The sequence below is a fragment of the Sulfobacillus sp. hq2 genome (genome assembly GCF_002903155.1).
GTDB classification, from domain to species: Bacteria; Bacillota; Sulfobacillia; order Sulfobacillales; family Sulfobacillaceae; genus Sulfobacillus; species Sulfobacillus thermotolerans.
Map to the genome: position 1 here is coordinate 189575 of NZ_NWUL01000048.1, position 18830 is coordinate 208404.

Annotated in this window: 17 protein-coding genes and 1 other annotated feature (1 of these 18 cut by a window edge); of the genes, 1 reads left to right on the plus strand and 16 read right to left on the minus strand. The window is 54.6% G+C overall.

From position 1 onward, the window contains the following. Positions 1 to 3: 3 nt before the first annotated feature. From clpB to CO251_RS16765, 4 genes are all read right to left on the minus strand, one after another. Positions 4 to 2607, minus strand: a complete 2604-nt coding sequence (gene clpB / locus CO251_RS16750) for an ATP-dependent chaperone ClpB (RefSeq protein WP_103376944.1) — start codon at positions 2605 to 2607, stop codon at positions 4 to 6. Next, the gene (locus tag CO251_RS16755; protein WP_103376945.1) at positions 2594 to 3529 is read right to left on the minus strand and encodes a DnaJ domain-containing protein; all 936 of its coding nucleotides are present in this window, start codon (positions 3527 to 3529) and stop codon (positions 2594 to 2596) included. Before CO251_RS16755 ends, clpB begins: the two co-directional genes overlap by 14 nt. Before the next feature lie 67 nt (positions 3530 to 3596). Further along, positions 3597 to 5498, minus strand: coding sequence for a molecular chaperone DnaK (gene dnaK / locus CO251_RS16760; protein ID WP_103376946.1), 1902 nt, complete (start codon positions 5496 to 5498; stop codon positions 3597 to 3599). Beyond that, positions 5461 to 5796, minus strand: a complete 336-nt coding sequence (locus CO251_RS16765) for a MerR family transcriptional regulator (protein ID WP_103376947.1) — start codon at positions 5794 to 5796, stop codon at positions 5461 to 5463. Before CO251_RS16765 ends, dnaK begins: the two co-directional genes overlap by 38 nt. A 191-nt stretch (positions 5797 to 5987) precedes the next feature. Here CO251_RS16765 and CO251_RS16770 point away from each other — a divergent pair, with 191 nt between their 5' ends. After that, positions 5988 to 6551 (plus strand): hypothetical protein, encoded by a 564-nt coding sequence (locus tag CO251_RS16770; RefSeq protein WP_103376948.1) that lies wholly within the window; start codon positions 5988 to 5990, stop codon positions 6549 to 6551. A gap of 71 nt (positions 6552 to 6622) precedes the next feature. Here CO251_RS16770 and nagA read toward each other — a convergent pair whose 3' ends face one another. The 12 genes from nagA to CO251_RS16830 form a co-directional block, all read right to left on the minus strand. Continuing rightward, entirely contained in the window at positions 6623 to 7753 is a 1131-nt protein-coding gene (nagA, locus tag CO251_RS16775; RefSeq protein ID WP_158246408.1) for an N-acetylglucosamine-6-phosphate deacetylase, read from the minus strand. Continuing rightward, positions 7737 to 8609, minus strand: a complete 873-nt coding sequence (locus tag CO251_RS16780) for an N-acetylglucosamine kinase (RefSeq protein WP_103376950.1) — start codon at positions 8607 to 8609, stop codon at positions 7737 to 7739. The genes nagA and CO251_RS16780 overlap by 17 nt, the downstream gene beginning before the upstream one ends. Before the next feature lie 54 nt (positions 8610 to 8663). Further along, on the minus strand, positions 8664 to 9947 hold the full coding sequence (gene aroA / locus CO251_RS16785) for a 3-phosphoshikimate 1-carboxyvinyltransferase (RefSeq protein WP_103376951.1): 1284 nt from the start codon (positions 9945 to 9947) through the stop codon (positions 8664 to 8666). Further along, the gene (locus tag CO251_RS16790; protein ID WP_103376952.1) at positions 9925 to 10806 is read right to left on the minus strand and encodes a prephenate dehydrogenase/arogenate dehydrogenase family protein; all 882 of its coding nucleotides are present in this window, start codon (positions 10804 to 10806) and stop codon (positions 9925 to 9927) included. Before CO251_RS16790 ends, aroA begins: the two co-directional genes overlap by 23 nt. Further along, positions 10803 to 11813, minus strand: a complete 1011-nt coding sequence (gene aroF / locus CO251_RS16795; RefSeq protein ID WP_103376953.1) for a 3-deoxy-7-phosphoheptulonate synthase — start codon at positions 11811 to 11813, stop codon at positions 10803 to 10805. Before aroF ends, CO251_RS16790 begins: the two co-directional genes overlap by 4 nt. Before the next feature lie 345 nt (positions 11814 to 12158). Beyond that, the gene (gene trpA / locus CO251_RS16800; RefSeq protein ID WP_103376954.1) at positions 12159 to 12956 is read right to left on the minus strand and encodes a tryptophan synthase subunit alpha; all 798 of its coding nucleotides are present in this window, start codon (positions 12954 to 12956) and stop codon (positions 12159 to 12161) included. Then, on the minus strand, positions 12953 to 14152 hold the full coding sequence (trpB, locus tag CO251_RS16805; RefSeq protein WP_103376955.1) for a tryptophan synthase subunit beta: 1200 nt from the start codon (positions 14150 to 14152) through the stop codon (positions 12953 to 12955). The genes trpA and trpB overlap by 4 nt, the downstream gene beginning before the upstream one ends. After that, positions 14140 to 14709, minus strand: a complete 570-nt coding sequence (locus CO251_RS16810; protein WP_103376956.1) for a phosphoribosylanthranilate isomerase — start codon at positions 14707 to 14709, stop codon at positions 14140 to 14142. Before CO251_RS16810 ends, trpB begins: the two co-directional genes overlap by 13 nt. Beyond that, the gene (gene trpC / locus CO251_RS16815) at positions 14702 to 15469 is read right to left on the minus strand and encodes an indole-3-glycerol phosphate synthase TrpC (RefSeq protein ID WP_103376957.1); all 768 of its coding nucleotides are present in this window, start codon (positions 15467 to 15469) and stop codon (positions 14702 to 14704) included. Before trpC ends, CO251_RS16810 begins: the two co-directional genes overlap by 8 nt. Beyond that, on the minus strand, positions 15459 to 16517 hold the full coding sequence (gene trpD / locus CO251_RS16820; RefSeq protein WP_103376958.1) for an anthranilate phosphoribosyltransferase: 1059 nt from the start codon (positions 16515 to 16517) through the stop codon (positions 15459 to 15461). Before trpD ends, trpC begins: the two co-directional genes overlap by 11 nt. Continuing rightward, the gene (locus tag CO251_RS16825; RefSeq protein ID WP_103376959.1) at positions 16510 to 17121 is read right to left on the minus strand and encodes an aminodeoxychorismate/anthranilate synthase component II; all 612 of its coding nucleotides are present in this window, start codon (positions 17119 to 17121) and stop codon (positions 16510 to 16512) included. Before CO251_RS16825 ends, trpD begins: the two co-directional genes overlap by 8 nt. After that, the gene (locus tag CO251_RS16830; protein ID WP_103376960.1) at positions 17118 to 18557 is read right to left on the minus strand and encodes an anthranilate synthase component I family protein; all 1440 of its coding nucleotides are present in this window, start codon (positions 18555 to 18557) and stop codon (positions 17118 to 17120) included. Before CO251_RS16830 ends, CO251_RS16825 begins: the two co-directional genes overlap by 4 nt. A 49-nt stretch (positions 18558 to 18606) precedes the next feature. Beyond that, positions 18607 to 18830 (minus strand) — a binding site (T-box leader) (it continues 23 nt past the right edge of the window).

Here is an 18830-nt window from a genome sequence, read left to right on the forward strand (position 1 = left end):
ACATCAGAATACCGGGGCTTCCTTCATGTTCTCAATCGCAAACGTCAGCTCGCCATTGCGCTCATCCACTGTCACTTTTTGATGACCCGTTAATTCTCCATCGAGCATCTTCATGGCTAACGGGTCTTGAATCGTGCGTTGAATGAGCCGTCTTAGCGGACGTGCCCCATATTGCGGATCATAGCCGCGTGCCGCTAAATGGTCTAAAGCCGCTTCGGTAACCACCAGCATAATATCACGTTCGTCCAGTCTTTGCTGAATATCCTTCAAATTCACTTTGACGATCAGCCGCAACTCTTCGGGGGTCAGCCGCGAGAAGGTAATCACTTCGTCAATCCGGTTTAAAAATTCCGGCCGGAACGCTTCGCGCAAAATCCCTTCCAGTTGTTGTTGGCGTCGAGCAGGATCAGACTCCTCCAAAATCACGTGGCTGCCAAGGTTCGACGTCATGATAATCACGGTGTTACGGAAATCCACCGTACGGCCTTGCCCATCCGTCAAACGTCCGTCATCCAGTACCTGCAACAACACGTTGAACACTTCCGGATGGGCCTTCTCAATTTCATCTAGCAAAACCACCGAATACGGGCGACGCCGGACCGCTTCCGTCAACTGTCCACCCTCTTCATAGCCCACGTAGCCTGGCGGCGCACCGACCAGCCGCGACACCGTGTGGCGTTCCATGTATTCGGACATATCGATCCGAATCAAGGCATTTTCATCATCAAACAAGAACTCGGCCAAAGCCTTCGCCAGCTCTGTCTTTCCGACCCCTGTCGGTCCTAAAAAGAGGAAGGAGCCCATAGGACGTCTAGGATCGGCCAATCCCGCTCGAGCCCGCCGGACCGCATTGGATACCGCCTCAACCGCCTGCTTTTGTCCAATGACGCGTTCGCCCAAGCGCTTTTCCATTTCCACCAATTTCGACCGCTCGCCTTCCAACAGTCGGTTGACCGGAATACCGGTCCACTTGGCCACCACCTGCGCCACGTCTTGTTCGGTCACCTCTTCACGTAAGAGCCGATTGGATCCTTCCAAATCCTGAAGCTCTTTTTGTGCCTGCTCCAACTCTTTTTGCAAAGACAGAAGTTTTCCGTAACGCAACTCGGCTGCGCGTCCCAAATCGCCTTCCCGCTCTGCCTGCTGTTCTTCAGTCCGCGCCTGCTCAATGGCTTGCTTGACCTGACTCACTTTGGCAACTTGCTGCTTCTCCTGCTCCCAGCGCGCCATAAGTGCGTTGCGTTTTTCGCGCACATTGGCCAGTTCTTCTTCGAGCTGCGTTAAACGCGCTTGCGACGCGGGGTCATCCTCTTTGGCCAACGCCTCGCGCTCAATTTCCAATTGCAGACGGCGCCGTTCGAGCTCGTCTAACTCCTCCGGCATGCTATCCATCTCGACGCGCAAATGCGAGGCAGCCTCGTCGATGAGGTCAATCGCTTTATCAGGCAAAAACCGGTCCGTAATATAGCGGTGGCTTAACCGCGCAGCCGCAATTAACGCCCCATCACGGATCCGCACCCCATGGTGTACTTCGTAGCGCTCCTTTAATCCCCTCAAGATGGCAATCGTGTCCTCGACCGATGGCTCATCCACATAGACTGGTTGGAAACGCCGCTCTAACGCCGCATCTTTTTCAATATACTGGCGATATTCGTCGAGCGTGGTAGCACCCACAGCGCGCAGCTCGCCCCGCGCCAAAGCCGGTTTCAGCAAGTTGGCGGCATCGACCGCGCCTTCCGCTTTCCCTGCCCCCACAATTGTGTGCAATTCATCGATAAAGAGAATAATCTGGCCTTGAGCGCCTTGGATTTCTTTCAATACCGCTTTAAGACGGTCTTCAAACTCGCCCCGGAATTTGCTTCCGGCAATTAACGAGCCCATATCTAAGGCGAGAACCTTTTTGTCTTTCAGTCCGTCGGGAACATCTTGTTGCACAATGCGCTGGGCTAGCCCTTCAACAATTGCGGTTTTGCCAACCCCCGGTTCTCCAATGAGAACGGGATTGTTCTTTGTCCGGCGCGACAACACTTGAATAACCCGGCGAATCTCCTCATCGCGCCCAATAACGGGGTCCAACTTACCACGTCGGGCCAAGTCTGTCAGGTCTTTGCTATATTTACTCAAAGCCTGATATTTCTCTTCCGGATTTTGGTCCGTTACCCGGGCTTGACCCCGAACGTCCCTCAGCGCTGTAAACACGGCGTCCCGCTTGACGCCAAAGTCTTTAAGAATCCGCCCAGCTGGTGTATCGGGATGTTCAACCAGCCCAAGCAATAAGTGTTCTGTGGAAATGTACTCATCCTTTAAGGCTTCGGCTTCTTTTTCAGCTTGTTCCACCACCGCCGTGAGTTTTTGACTCATGTAAGCCCCGGGCTGGGTTCCCGAAACTTTCGGCAGCTTATCAATTTCTCGCTGCACATTGGCAGCGACAGCCGACAAAGGAATGCCGATTTTTTCCAATAAAGGCCGTACCACACCATCCGTTTGCTTAATAAGAGCCGCAAGCAAATGTTCTGGAGTAATTTCTTGATTCTGCATCTCCCGCGCAATGTTTTGCGCGTCGGCCAACGCTTCTTGCGATTTGACCGTCAACTTATCGAGGCGCACGAACCTCTCCCCCCTTCTCTGAATGGTTCTTTAACAACTCTTGATAAAGCGCGTCATCTTGAGCCGTAAACGGCTCAGGAAAGCGCAAGGTGACTTCCAACAACAAGTCGCCTTTGGCGCCACTGCCCCGTTGCGGCAATCCCAGCCCCCGCAATCGCAACATCTTGCCTTGATTGGTGTGTGGAGGAATTTTCACCATTACCGGATCCCCGGATAAGGGGGTCACAGGAACTTCACCCCCGGCTGCCGCTAACGGCACCGGCACCATGAGCCGACCTAAGAGGTTGCTGCCTTGCCGGACAAAGCGGGGATGCGGGGCAATCTCAACCCGAAGCCGGGCATGGTTGCCGACACGCAAAACCGATCCCGCTTCCACCCCTGGCGGCACCGTCACCGTAAACTTCTTCGGTTCCATCACTTGTCCTAGTCCTCCACACCGCGGACAATCGGCATTCGTACCGTGGCACACAGGGCACACTACAGGTTCTGACACAGAAATTGGAAGCGACACGCCACGCGCGACTTGTTCCAACGTCAACGTCACCGTCTCTTCGGGGACACGCTGGGTGCGCGTGTACGTGGCCCCAAGGTCCGGTCCGGCTTGGGCGAATAAATCTTCGAAAATGCTGCCCCAATCCCCAAATCCGTCCCCATCGTAGGAGACGCGCTGATAGCCAGGACCTTGGCTGCGGGCCTTGCGATTAGCATATCCTCGCCGCATCTGGTCGTACTCTTCGCGCTTTTTGGGATCTGAGAGCACCTCGTACGCCTCATTAATTTCTTTAAACTTGTCCTCCCCAGCTTTACCGCTAACATCAGGATGATATTTCCTGGCCAATTTTCGGTATGCAGCTTTAATCGCTGCCTTGTCAGCGGATTCGCTCACCTCGAGGATCTTGTAATAGTCCTTTGGAGCCGCCATCCACCCTCACCTCATCTGGAAAATGGGAGGACCGCTGAGCTGTGCTCTTGGTCCTCCCCCGTTATCATTATTCAGTCGGCCGGAAATCCGCGTCGATGACGTCGTCTCCGGGTCCCGCACCCCCGTCTCCCGGTGGTGGGTTGCCGGGATTCTCGGGATTGGCTCCCTGCTCTTTGTACAACGCCTCTGCCAACTTATGCGATACCGACTCGAGACGACTGAGCGCCGATTCAATGGCACTCTTGTCACTCTTCTCAATGGCCGCACGCACGTCTTTAATCGCCTCTTCGGCTTGGCTCTTGTCCGACGCGTCAACCTTGTCGCCCAAGTCTCGAATAGTCTTTTCCGTTGCGTACGCCATTGATTCAGCACGGTTCTTCAAATCCACAAGAGCCCGGCGCTCTTCATCCTCCGCGGCCTTCTCTTGCGCTTCCCGTACCATTCGTTCCACTTCTTCCTTCGACAATTGTGTCGAAGCGGTTACTGTAATCCGTTGCTCCTTCCCTGTGCCCAAATCCTTAGCCGAGACATTGACAATGCCGTTAGCATCGATGTCAAACGTCACTTCGATTTGGGGCACACCCCGGGGCGCCGGTGGAATATCTGCTAGACTAAAGCGTGCCAGCGTCCGGTTATCCGCCGCCATTGGGCGTTCTCCTTGCAAGACGTGAATTTCAACCGACGTCTGATTGTCCGACGCCGTTGTAAAAGTTTCGCTCTTGCGCGTCGGAATCGTGGTATTGCGCTCAATAAGCTTGGTGAACACGCCACCCATCGTTTCAATCCCTAAGGACAACGGCGTTACGTCTAACAAGATAACGTCTTTGACTTCACCTGCAAGCACACCACCCTGAATGGCGGCACCAACGGCCACCACTTCATCCGGATTGACGCCTCGGTGAGGCTCTTTCCCGGTAAGTTTCTTCACTAATTCCTGGATGACGGGCATCCGGGTGGACCCGCCCACGAGAATGACCTCATTGATTTGGCTTTCCGTAAGCTTCGCGTCCTTCAAAGCTTGTTTGAAGGGAATGACCGTACGTTCTGTCAAATCTTGGGTCAATTCCTCAAACTTGGCACGGGTAATCGTCATCTCCAAGTGCTTAGGCCCGGTTTGGTCCGCGGTGATAAACGGCAAACTGACCTGCGTTTCAGTCACCGACGACAATTCGATTTTGGCTTTTTCCGCCGCCTCAATGAGGCGCTGCAGGGCTTGCCGGTCATTGCGCAAATCAATGCCATTTTCCCGCTTGAACTCAGCAGCTATGTAATCGACAAGTTTCATGTCGTAGTCATCGCCGCCTAAATGCGTGTCCCCAGCCGTTGATTTGACTTCGAATACGCCATCGCCCACTTCGAGCACGGATACGTCAAACGTCCCGCCACCCAAGTCCCATACTAAAATGGTCTCGTTCTTTTGCTTGTCCAAGCCATAGGCTAACGCCGCCGCCGTTGGCTCGTTGATAATGCGTAACACATCAAGACCGGCAATCTTGCCTGCGTCTTTGGTCGCTTGCCGCTCTGCATCGTTAAAATATGCGGGAACAGTAATGACCGCCTGGGTTACACTTTCGCCCAGATATTTCTCGGCATCGGCCTTGAGTTTTCCGAGAATCATCGCCGAAATTTCTTCGGGGGTCATTTTCTTGCCCGCATTCGGCAAATCCACCAACACTTGTTGATTGGGCCCTTGAACGACCTTATATGGCACCCGCTCACGTTCTTGAGCCACTTCATCGTAGCGCCGTCCAATAAAGCGCTTAATTGAAAAGACCGTGTTCTCAGGATTCATTACCGCTTGTCGACGGGCTAGTTGACCGACAAGCCGTTCCCCTGTCTTTGAAAATGCCACCACTGATGGGGTGAGCCGACTCCCTTCCGTATTCAAAATAACGGTGGGCTGTCCTCCCTCCATCACTGCAATTACAGAGTTAGTCGTTCCCAAATCGATTCCTACGACTTTGGCCATAAGTCAATTTCCTCTCCTTGTCATCCGTAGTACGTTCTATGGATTGCTTCGCGGGCACCTCGGTGATTCCAAGAACCATGCGTATTCCCGCCGCATTCACGCCTTGTCGAGTGAGATCCCGAATTCTGACTAGACGATAATAGTCATTTTCGGAATACAACCGATTATTTGTCTCAGTCCGCGCGGGCGACAGAAGACACTCTTTTTCCCATACGCGAAGCATCTGCGATGACACTCCGACCAGCCGTGCCATGACGCCAATCGTGTAAACTGGCTCGTCAGGACCGTGGATCGGCATATCACATCACATCCTTAAATCGTACTCCGTTAGTCATGGTTATCTGACACCCCTATTGTAACAACAAACTTAAAAAAGATCTATAAGAAATCTATAATGCTTTGACAAGAATATGACAACAGCGGTCAGCATATGTATCTCTTGGAATTAAAAACAGTGTTGTGCCAGAATCCCCCCAAAGGAGGAACCCTATGCGCAAAGACCGGTTACTCCCTGGCTCCATCGCGCCCCGGATTGTTTCGTGGCGGCTTCCGTGGCAACAAGGACATGGCCCCGATCACCGCACCTTGCAAAGCCTTTATGGATGGAGTATTGCTGCCACCGCACTCTTAGTATCGCTCTACCAGTTCTTTAGTATTCTCCCTGCGGGCCGCGCGTTGACCCGTATGCTGTTGGGCATTGTGTTCGTCGTGGCTGGCGGATACGGACTGGTCGCGGGTCTATCCCGCGTAACCGGTATTTTGCTGCGCCGCATGGGGTTTTATCAATCCCAGAGAGAACTTGCCGCGCTCTTTATGGCCCTAGGGCCGTGGATTGTCCTGGCGACATTGGCAGCCGTGTTAACATCACGCACTTGGGTCACCGGTCTTGTGGGCATCTTAGGACTCATAGCCCTGGCTTATCACATGCGCCGAATGATAGGCGTGTCCTTGATGCAAGCATTCACCATTATTGCCGTCGAATTCGTGCCGCTAGTAGCCCTCGCCATTTACTGGTCGTGGTCCATGGGCTGGAATTTTACTCCTTTTTACTAAAATTTGTCCGGGGCATAAAAAAACCCGGCACAAAGCCGGAGACGAAGGGATGGGAATAACTCTCATCCCCTTTACCGTTGGTAGAGTACATGGCCATTTTTAATGGTACTAAGCACCTGATATTGCGCATCAAAAATCGCTAAATCAGCCCAAGCGCCTTCTTCAATCCGGCCGCGGCCGCCCAGAGCCAAGCGCCTAGCCGGCGCCTCACACCATGCTTGCACCACCTCACGCAGCGGCACCCCCCACTGCAACAAATTGCGCAAGGATTGATCGGGGGTCAAAATGCTCCCTGCCAAGGTTCCGTCATCAAGGCGCGCGGATACGCCGTCTACGTGCACCATCCACTGCCCTAATCGGTACCGGCCCGGGGTTTGGTCAATAGCTGAAATACCATCCGTTATCAAAATGATGCGGTGCGCTGCCAACTGAAACACCATGCGCACAATATCGGGATGGACATGAATGCCATCGGTAATCAGCTCCAGCCATAAATTCTCGGCGGAGAGCCCAAGACCCAGTAAGCCTGGCTCCCGGTGGTGCAACGGAGCCATCGCATTAAACAAGTGCGTAATGGCATCCGCCCCCGCTAACATCCCTTCCCACGCCTGTGAGCGGCCAGCTCCCGAATGCCCCATATTCACGTGAATCCCGTGATCGGTTAAAAGTCTTATCGCCTGGTCTGCAGAGCTTTGATTCGGCGCCAGCGTCATGACGCGCAACGGTCGCTCAGCGTGGCGCAAGGGGACAATAGCGCGTTCAATTTCCTCCAAATTGACTGCACGAATTGCTTCGAGGGGTTGCGCCCCCTTATACTGGCGATCTAAGTACGGGCCCTCCCAATGCATTCCAATACACGTACTAAGGGGACTCGGTGTCCATTGGCGAGCGAGGTCTGCCACCGCCATCAAATCGTCCCACGGCGCGGTAATCGTCGTCGCCAAAAACGCCGTCACCCCGTGACGACTGAGCGCATGCTCGATCTGTTCCCATGCCTCCGCATGGGCTTCCATGACATCATGACCACAAGCCCCATGAATATGTTCGTCAATAAAACCTGGTAAGACCACAGGCAAGGCCGTAGACCGGGTATCTAAGCGGGTCAAGCGTGTAATACGGCCTTGGACGTTCCACTCAATGCGCGCGGGCACCAATTGTCCTACAGTAGAAATATAAACCCGTCCTTCAATGGCTTGGTTCAATATGATATGGCCGCCCTTCTTGTTCCCACAACGCGCCCAACCGAATGGCGCCATAGACGGGATTTTCTGATATCACGCGCCACGAAGGACGCAAGGTTCGCACATACGGCTCCCACGCTTTGGCGAGTCCGCCACTGAGACCAACCAGAGAACACGCAGGCGCGCTGTCGACCATGCACACGATACCATACGCCTCCTCCGTTAATAACTTTTGACTCACAAGATCGCCCTCCCTGGCCAACGCAAAGACAAGCGGTGCAAAATCAGCAGGCGCTCGTACAGGTCGGCTGGGATCGTAAAGATAGTTTATTAGGCCCACCACATCCCGCGCTTGTGCCCACTGAAGAGCCGCTTCGGCTAACGCCGTCGGTTCCCCGGTCCCTTCTAATGCTTGAACCGCTAAGCGTAACCCTTGTTGGCCAAGCCATAATCCCGACCCCGTATCCCCAAGCTTCCAGCCGTACCCCCCGCGGCGCTCGGTTTTCCCCTGACATACCGAAAAGACCAACGATCCCGTCCCTAAGATCACAATGGTGCCGTCAGCGCCCCCCGTTAGAGCCGCCCACGGCAACCAATAATCTCCCACAATCCACGTATGATCCAGGTGTCTGTCACGAAAAAAAGCCTGCCAGCTTTCCCATACGGCCGGCCGGTCCGCCCCGGCTATCCCGACCAACCCGCTCTCCTGAGGTGAAGGGTTGAGAACTTCAAGAACCTGAGCCATGGCCTGGTACGCCGTGACTTGCCCTACCGCCAATATATTCGAGGGGCCTTGGGCCACGACCGGGCCACAGTCATGGATTCGTTCACAGCGCACGCCCCGGGTGGTTGAACCCCCTCCATCAATTCCCCACATCTTCTTGCCTCCCACAATCAAGGCTATTCGGCATCAGGCGCGATTTTCCTGCTTCTAACTGGCAAATGACTGACCCTGGGTCCATTGATGATATTGCGTAAAAAAGTCGGGATAACTAATCGCCACGTGCTGAGCCCCCTCTAAAAATACAGGCCCGTCCGCAACAGCGGCCGCTACCGCCAACATCATAGCCATGCGGTGGTCGCCTGCGGCCTCTACGGATGCCCCATGAAGCCGGGTAGGGCCATGAATCACCATACCGTCTTCCCGCTCTTCAATGCGAGCCCCCAGCGCCCGTAAATTTTTTACCGTGGCCGCTATACGGTCACTTTCTTTCACCCGCAATTCATGAGCGCCTGAAATGACCGTCTCCCCTTGTGCCTGAGTTGCGACCAAAGCGAGCAAGGGCACTTCATCAATCATGTCAGGAATATCTTCGGGCAATACGGTCACTCCCGCTAGCTGCCCTGGCGCAACGCGAATGTCCCCAACGTCGCCCTCTGCTCCCTTCCGCTCCGTCGTCACCATCGCCCCCATCGCTTGCAACAGACGATAAAATCCCATGCGCCGTGGGCTTATGCTCATTTCCCGTAATGTCAAATCTGAGCCCGGAATCAGTGCGGCTAAAGCCGCCCAAAAGGCCGCCGATGAGGGATCGCCTGGCACCATGGTATCGACAAGATGCAAGGAGCTGGGTTCGACCGTGATGAACCCCTCTTGATGCTGAACCTGTGCCCCCATCGCTCTCAACATACGTTCCGTATAATCGCGAGTAGGATAAGGCTCTTGGACACGGGTCGCTCCCAACGCCGTCACGGCCGCTAAGAGTATCGCCGATTTGACCTGAGCCGACGCCACTGGCATTACGTAGGTTGTTCCGTGATGGGCTCCCCCTTGAACAGTGACCGGGGCATGACCATCTTGGGTTTCGACAGCGATTCCCATACTGCGCAGGGGTCGTGCCACTCGCTCCATAGGCCGTGCGGATAGCGAATCGTCCCCGCTCAATTGGTAGCGTCCAGATCCGGCCGCTAGGAGTCCCATCGCTAAACGCATGGTCGTACCGGAGTTCCCACAATCGAGCACGTCCTGAGGCTTGCTCCACCCTTGTGGTCCAGGAGACTGTAAGATCCAGCGGTCTTGTTCGGCTCGGACTGTTACGCCCAAGCTCTCCACCACATGCCGACTCGATAAGGTATCGGCGGCAATCAGAGGATGTTCAATCACACATGCCCCTGGGGCCAGCGCAGAGAACAAAATTGCCCGGTGCGTTACCGATTTGTCGCTGGGGGGTCTTAAATGGCCTTTTAAGGGATTACGGCAGGGTGTCAGTTCCATGCGGAATATCGGTCCTTTCAGAAGAGGATAAGGTGCGTACGCGCTCGACTAATTGACGCACCGACGCCGCGTCCCTAAGGGCTTGGGGCCATAAACCTTGTTGAATATGATCATTCCATTCATTAATCAATGCGGTGTAGCGGGCGAAGGTGTCTTGGACGTTCTGTCGGTTGGCATTCAGAATGTCTTGCCAAAGGTCCACGTCACTTGCGCCAATGCGGGTCACGTCCATAAATCCCGTCCCTGCTACGTACGGCCAATGAGGCCATAAATCAGGCACCTTCTCCGTCAGGGCGAGAACCGACGCGGAAATGAGATACGGCACATGGCTCACCATACTCATTAGCGGATCGTGCCACTCCAGTGGAACCGTGACGGGCGTCGTGCCTAAAATCTGCATCCATGAGTCGATCAATTCCGCTCGGGGCTCGGCGTTGTTCCATGGCACCACTAAACAAGGCCGACCCCGAAACAGGTTCCCATCGCGGTGGGCAAACCCCCGCACTTCTTTACCCGCCATCGGATGGAGAGACACCAAGCACGAAGGAGAAAAGACGTGGCGGTAATAGGGCACCAAGGGCATTTTGACCGAGGAGACATCAACAATGACCAACGATTGGCTCGCCTCGTTTACCAGCCGTACAATCCACTCGCCCACGGTCGCCAAGGGAGCTGCAATCACAATCTGGTCAACCTCATCCAACCAGTCTTGCCAAGGCCCAAAGTGCATCGCTGCTTGCTCGCAGGCCTCTTTTAGCGTTTGATCGACGTCCCAGGCCCACACGTCCCAGCCGGCATTGCTAAATGCTTGGGCAATGGACCCTCCAATGAGCCCCAACCCGATGACTCCAAGTTTCACACGGTCCGTCCAATCGCCTCGGCAATCAACCCGAGAGAAGACACTAACTCGCCCAGATGGGGAAGATTTAAGCTTTGCGGACCATCAGACAACGCTTCGGTCGGATTGGGATGCGCCTCAATAATCAATCCATCCGCTCCTGCAGCCACGGCCGCCCGTGCCATAGGTGCCACCCAATTCCATTGCCCCGTTGAATGAGACGGATCAATCACAATCGGCAAATGTGATAACTGTTTAACCACTGGAATCGCACTCAAATCGAGGGTGTTGCGCGTCTTGGTTTCGTAGGTACGAATCCCCCGCTCACATAACACGATGTCGCGATTTCCATTGGCGGCAATGTATTCCGCAGCCATGAGCCATTCGTCAATCGTGGCGGAGAGTCCCCGCTTGAGCAACACCGGCTTTTGAATCTGGCCGACCGCTTTGAGCAACTCAAAGTTCTGCATATTGCGCGCCCCAATTTGAACCATATCAGCCCACTGAGCCACATGGTCCAAGCTTTCCCGGTCTACAGCTTCTGTCACGACCATAAGACCATAACGCTCACGGGCTTGAGCTAAAATTTTTAATCCGTCCACGCCCATGCCTTGAAAACTGTAGGGCGATGTACGCGGCTTGTACGCCCCACCACGCAGGACCGATAGCCCAAAGTCATGAACCGCTCGAGCCGCCTGCATGACCTGGTCCTCACTCTCCACCGCACAAGGTCCTGCAATGACAATGACGCGCTTGCCCCCAAAAGCGGCCGGTCCCACATTAACCACAGTATCTTCAGGATGAAAATCGCGACTTACCAACTTGTATGGGCGCCTCACCGGCACGACTTGTTCAACCGACTGCATGGATGCCAACCGAAAGACCTCCTCTGTGCGTTCACCGATCACTCCAATAATGGTTCGCTCGACGCCGCGAGAAATGTGGACTTGAAACCCTTCAGACTTTAATCGTTCTGTCACCGCATCAATATCCGTATCCGGAGCGTTTTTCGACATCACCACAATCATTGCTGATTCATCCCCTCACCACGCCGTTTTTGAAAAAAAATAAGGCCTCATTGTCCCTAGTTAGGGACGAAGGCCTTGTCTCCGCGGTACCACCCTATTGGTTGGTTGCCCAACCTCTCAGCTAGCTGCTAACACAGCTACTCCCTTTTAACGGTAGGACTCCGGATTCTCTACTAGCGTTTTGCCGCGTTCGATGCACACTCATGGGGGTACGGTCTGGATTCGAAGTATCGGCTTACACCACCCGCCGACTCTCTGCGCCTTCGAGAATCCGACCCCTTCCCAATCATCGCTTTCGTTATTTCCCGCATCATACACCGCATAACCAGCGGTGTCAAGGCCTTCTTAGGGATTTAATGCCTCACGCAACGAGGCCACAAATGCGCGTGCCGCTTGGGGGGCTTCGTCGCCCGCGTCATCGATAATACGCACCAACGCACTGCCCACAATGACACCATCTGCAACCGCCCCAATGCGGCGTGCATGTTCCGGTGTGGAAATTCCAAAGCCAATGGCCACTGGTTGGGTGATAAAGCGTTTGATGCGGGCGACCATGGATTCTACGCCGCTGTCAATATCTTGACGGACGCCCGTCACCCCGGTCAAAGACACCCCATAGATAAATCCGGTCGCGATCTCCAACGACGCTATATGGGCATCTGTAGACGTCGGTGCAACCAAGGGAATGAGAGAAATGCCTTCCGCCTCGCAATCATGAAACACCTCTTGGCTTTCTAGCCATGGCAAATCGGGAATAATGAGCCCTTTGACCCCGCTTTGGGCTGCCGCCCGAATAAACGCGCGGACCCCAAAGTGGTAGACGGGATTCATATACGTCAAATACACAATGGGCACAGAACTTTGGCTAATCTCTTTAGTTTGGTCCAAAATATCCCGCAGTTTGGTGCCGTTATTCAAGGCTTGGGTCGCAGCATGCTGTAAGACGGGGCCATCGGCTAAAGGGTCTGAAAAGGGAATCCCGATCTCGATAATGTCAGCCCCGGCCTCGTTCAAGGCCGAGATGAGCTGAGGTAAATCGTTCAAGTGAGGGTGTCCCGCGGTCACATACGGAATGAGAGCGGCTCGCCCCTCGCCTTTGGTTCGTGCAAATACCCCGCGTAGAGTAAGATCTGATGATGTCAATGCATTCCCTCCTCATATTCCCGGACTGCCTCAACATCTTTGTCGCCGCGGCCAGATAGATTAATTAAGACACGAGCTCCCAAGCTCCTGAGCCGCTCTTGCTCTTTAATGACCCAAGCGACCGCATGCGCGCTTTCCAGCGCGGGGATAATCCCCTCGAGCAACGACAACTCGTGAAACGCCGCCAATGCTTCTTGGTCGGTTATCGCGTGATACTCAGCGCGCTGGGTGTCGTGGAAATAGGCGTGCTCTGGTCCCACGCCCGGATAATCAAGTCCGGCCGAAATCGAGTGCGCGGGAATGATTTGGCCATCTTCGTCTTGCAACAAATAACTCAAACTGCCATGCAAGATGCCCTTCATGCCCACCGCAATCGTCGCCGCGTGCTTGCCAGTCTCCACCCCTTCTCCCCCTGCTTCAATCCCCACCAAGGTGACGGGATCATTTCGAAAAGCATAGAAGACGCCCATGGAATTTGATCCCCCACCAACCGGAGCCACAATGTGCGTGGGTAATGTCCCTGTGACGGCATGAAACTGACGACGCGCTTCATCGCCAATCACCGACTGAAAATCCCGCACCATCATCGGATACGGATGCGGGCCCACGACCGACCCAATGACGTAAAACGTGGAACGGACATTGGTGACCCAGTCCCGAATTGCCTCGTTCGTCGCATCTTTCAACGTCCGCGATCCCGATTGCACGGGAATGACCTCCGCACCTAGCAACCGCATACGATATACATTTAACGCTTGGCGTTTGACGTCTTCCTCGCCCATATACACTTGAGCCGACAAACCAAACAGAGCCGCTGCAGTGGCTGTCGCCACGCCATGCTGACCGGCGCCCGTTTCGGCAATGATGCGGGTTTTTCCCATTCGACGAGCCAACAGAATTTGGCCCATAGTGTTGTTAATCTTATGAGCCCCCGTGTGGTTTAAATCTTCACGCTTTAAGTAGACGTCGTATCCGACTTTCGCGCTTAATCGGTCCGCCCTCCGCAAAGGGGTAGGACGACCTACATAATCTTTGAGCAACGCGGCTAGCTCCGCTTGAAATGTCGGATCGGTTTTCGCCTCGGCATAGGCGCTGGTCAGCTCGTCGAGCGCTGGCATCAACGTTTCTGGAACATACCGACCTCCAAAACCGCCGTAGCGTCCTGCTTCGTCCGGTCCATCTTTCATGACTGCCATTGTTTGGCCTCCTTAATGAATGCGGTGATCTTGACAAGATCCTTTTCTCCGTCTGTTTCCACCCCGCTTGATACATCCACACCCGATGGCTTCAATGTCTCGACCACCTGCCGTACGTTGTCGGGAGAGAGCCCGCCAGCAAGCCATAAGGGTTGTGAAATCCACGGCCGCTGCCACGCCCAGGTGCGTCCTTGACCCGGTTCAGGCCCATCTAAAAGCACGATGTCCGCACGCTCATCCACCTGCGTGGCAATAGCTTGGCGTCCAGCGTGATGCACCATGCCGATCCAATCAAAAGTACTTGCACCATGATATTGAACCCCCCACACCCCGGTGGCGGCCAACAATTGCTCGAGGTCCTCTGCAGCCATATCCCGTACGACAGCAATAAAGCGGATGTGAGGCAACTGGCGTGTCAATGCTTGAGCTTGGTCTAGGGAAACGCGCCGGGAACTGGGGGCTAACACTAGGCCAATGAAATCCGCCCCCTGGTTGACCGCAGCTTCCGCCATCGCAGCGGTTTTCACGCCGCAAATCTTGACGCTTACCTCACTCATGACGCAAGTCCTCTAAGAGGGTGCCCCCTCGCATTAAATGTTCGCCCACTAATATGGCCGAATATCCCGCGTCATGAAGACGATCGACATCCTGACGCGTTTGAATTCCGCTCTCACTAACCTTCACAACCGTTTTCGGCATGAGAGGCGCCATCTCGAGAGAAAATTCCAGTCGCGTCTCAAACGTATCCAAGTCCCTATTGTTAATTCCTACCACCATGGGATCAATCTTCAATGCGCGCTCAAGCTCATTGGCGGCGTGCACTTCCACCAGCATTTCAATGCCCACGGCGCGCGCGGCTTGCGCTAAGTCATGCAGCTGGGCATCATCCACAATCCGGATAATGACCAGGATTGCATCGGCTCCCATCGCCCGGCCTTCAAAAATTTGCACCGGATCGATGACAAAATCCTTGCGTAACACCGGAAGGTGCACAGCCGCTTTCACCTTTTGCAGATCGGCCAGATGTCCGGCAAAAAACTCGGGTTCCGTCAAGACTGAGACGGCATGAGCTCCCTGGCGTTCATAGCCCAGCGCTTGTGCCGCAGGCTGATAATCATGGGTCAACCACCCCTTTGACGGCGACTTTTGTTTGCACTCCGCGATCACGCCCACAGGCATACCTCGATGCTCACGCAACGCCGCCGCTAACGACCGCACAGGCGGCAGCTCAAGTGCTCGGTCAAAGAACCACCCGGATTGCCCTTGAATGTTCTGCACGCGAGTCTTCACCGACGCCAAAATCTGATCAAGAAACATCTCCTGCCTCCTGCTCAATCGACTCGGCGCTCCTTTGTATGAGCGCTTCCAACACCGCCGCTGCGCGTCCTTCTTGAATTGACCTGCGCGCCATTTCTACGCCCTCACGCGGCGACTCGGCCATTTCCGCCGCATAGAGAGCGGTACCCGCATTGGCCAGCACCATATCCAAATAGGCACCGGGTTCTCCGGCAAGAATTCCGCGACAGATGGCGGCGTTGGTCACAGGATCTCCCCCGCGAAATGCGTCTTTCGGATACGTCGGTAATCCAAAATCTTCGGGAGACCACGTGCCGAAGGAGGTGGTGCCATTTTGTGCGACGCCATACACGGTCGGCCCCGCCAACGATACTTCGTCAAGCCCTCCAGCGCCATGCACAACGACCGCACGTTTAAGACCCAAACGCCCCAACACTTCGGTAATCGGCTTGACCCACGGCTCCGCGAAAACACCTAGCAGTTGGTATTCGGGGTGCGCCGGATTGGTTAGAGGGCCTAAGAGATTAAACACCGTACGCACCCCCAGTTCCTTGCGAGTCTGGGCCGCGTAGCGCATGGAGAGATGCACTTTTTGGGCAAACAAGAAGCCAAAGCCGACTTCATCCACTAATGTTGCGACCTCTTCAGGACTCTGCGTAATGTCAATCCCTAAGGCCTCGAGCAAATCGGCGCTCCCGCTTTTGGAGGTCGCAGAACGGTTGCCATGTTTGGCAATATGCGCTCCGGCTCCTGCTGCCACCATGGCCGATACGGTGGAAACATTGAACGTGAAAGACCGGTCGCCTCCGGTGCCGCAGGTATCAAGCAGGGGACGATGCGCGATGGGGACCGCTTGCGCATGACGGCGCATAGCCCGTGCAAAACCGGTTAATTCATCGACCGTCTCCCCACGAACGGCCAGCGCCATTAAAATACCTGAAACTTGGATGGGAGTGGCCTGACCTTGCATAATGGCATCCATCAATGCATACGCGTCATCTTCCGTTAAAGACTTCCCTTGGCTTAAAGCCAATAGGTTGTTCGCAATTACTTCCGTCGCATTAACCATTGGCATGATCTCCTTGGACTGTGGCAGATTCGGCCAGAGATGGCACGTTCTGCACAAAATTTTGAAGAATATCAAACCCTTGGGGCGTAAGAATGGACTCGGGATGAAATTGAATCCCGTAAATGGGAAAATGCCGATGGCGAATTCCCATAATCGTGCCATCGGCACTGGTTGCGGTCACTTCAAGATCTGACACACCTTCTACAGAAACGGCGAGGGAGTGATACCGGCCGGCCCGGAAGCCTTGGGGCAGTCCCTCAAAAATCCCTTGCCCATTGTGAAACACTTCATCATCCTTCCCATGCATCAAACGTACGGCTGGTTCGACAGAACCTCCAAATGCATAGGCAATACCCTGATGCCCTAGGCACACGCCTAATATGGGCGTAGACATCCCCAACTGGCGAATCACGTCAATCATGATACCGGCATCTTCTGGACGCCCTGGACCGGGCGACAAGACAATCCGGTCAGGGTGCATAGCGGCGATATCGTCCACACCCAACGCGTCATTGCGAATCACTTGCAAATCCTGGCCCAACATGCCCAAATACTGCACCAGGTTGTAGGTAAAGGAATCGTAATTGTCCAACACGACGATCACAGCCATTCCTCCTCACTGGCATCTAGAACAGATAAGGCAGCGCCCGCTTTATTCATCGACTCCTGAAATTCCCCAGCCGATTCCGAATCTGCCACAATACCGCCCCCGGCTTGCACAAAGACTTCATCCCCAATCACATCCATCGTGCGAATCGTAATACACGCGTCCAAGTCTCCCCGGTGTGAAAGATATCCAACGACTCCACCGTAAGCACCGCGCCCTTCCGGCTCGAGCTCTTCAATAATTTCCATGGCACGAATTTTGGGCGCACCCGTCAGCGTACCGGCAGGAAAGCAAGCGGCTAATGCATCGAGGGCATCATATCCGGGCTTGAGCACCCCCTGGACTTCAGAAACAATGTGCATGACGTGTGAATAGGTCTCACGGCTCATCAACTGCGACACCGTCACCGTCCCGAATTCTGACACCCGCCCCAAATCATTACGGGACAAATCAACGAGCATCACATGCTCGGCGCGTTCCTTCGGGTCCGCTATTAATTCCTCCCATAGCTGATCGTCCTCAGCCCCACTACTCCCTCGGCGCCTGGTCCCAGCAATAGGACGGTTGTATGCCGTCCGTCCCGTCACCCGCACCAAAGCTTCTGGCGAGGAGCCCGCTAAAATCCGCCGTGGCGTCTCTAAATAAAAGAGATAAGGTGAGGGGTTCACATGCCGCAACTTGCGGTAAAGCGAGAAGGCGTCGCCCGCGATGCGAGTCGACAGGATTTGTGATAAGACCACTTGAAAAATATCTCCGGCCACAATGTGCTGTTTGGCTTGCTCCACCATATGGTCATAGGCCACACGCGTCATGTTCGACTTAATCGGCGTGAGCCGGCGAACGCGTGGCTCGGCCAGCATCACCGGCTGCCGCAATGCGTCGACAAGAATTTCCATGCGCGTAAATGCCTGTTCCATTTGATCGCGTAGGGACTCGACCACAACAGCTAGCTGTTGCTTGCGGTGGTCGAACGCCACCACGGCTTTGGGCCAAACCCATTCCCAATCCGGCCCCCGTTTGGCGTGGCGACGCGGTAATTTTTCCAACCTGCGAATCCAGTTGTAAGCAAAATACCCTATCGCTCCGCCTACAAATGGCCACTCGACCTCAGGTGGGACAGGGATGCGTTGGCGCTTTTGCTGCTTGCGAATTAATTCCAGCGGATCATCAGAGACTTCGGTTCCGTCAGGACTGACCAAAATCGCTTGGCCATCCGCCTCTAAAAGCCGCGCCCATTCCCCAATGCCAATAAAGGAATAGCGCGCCACTTTATCATCCCCTTCCACACTCTCTAACAACGAGTGGGCCCCAAAGGGACGCAAGCGGAGAAACGCAGAAATCGGGGTCACTTGATCGACAGCAAAATACCGCACCACCGCGATGTGATCGCATTCTGGACTTTCCCATATCGCGTTGTGTCCAATGCGCTCCATGAATTGGCTCATCCTTTCGGAAATAAAAAAATAGCCTCTCATCCCTTACTGAAGGGACGAAGGCGTCTTCGTGGTGCCACCCTAATTTAGACTGATACCAGTCTCTTTGTCCATACGGGCTTAAAGCCGATATGGCTTCCCTGATAACGGAGGAAGAATCCGACCAAGCCTACTCTTGTCATTTCGGTTGGCTGCTCGTGGGCCCATTCTCCACCATCGACCTTGCCGAACTTTCACCAACGTCGGCTCGCTGAAAAGGTAAAGACGGCGATA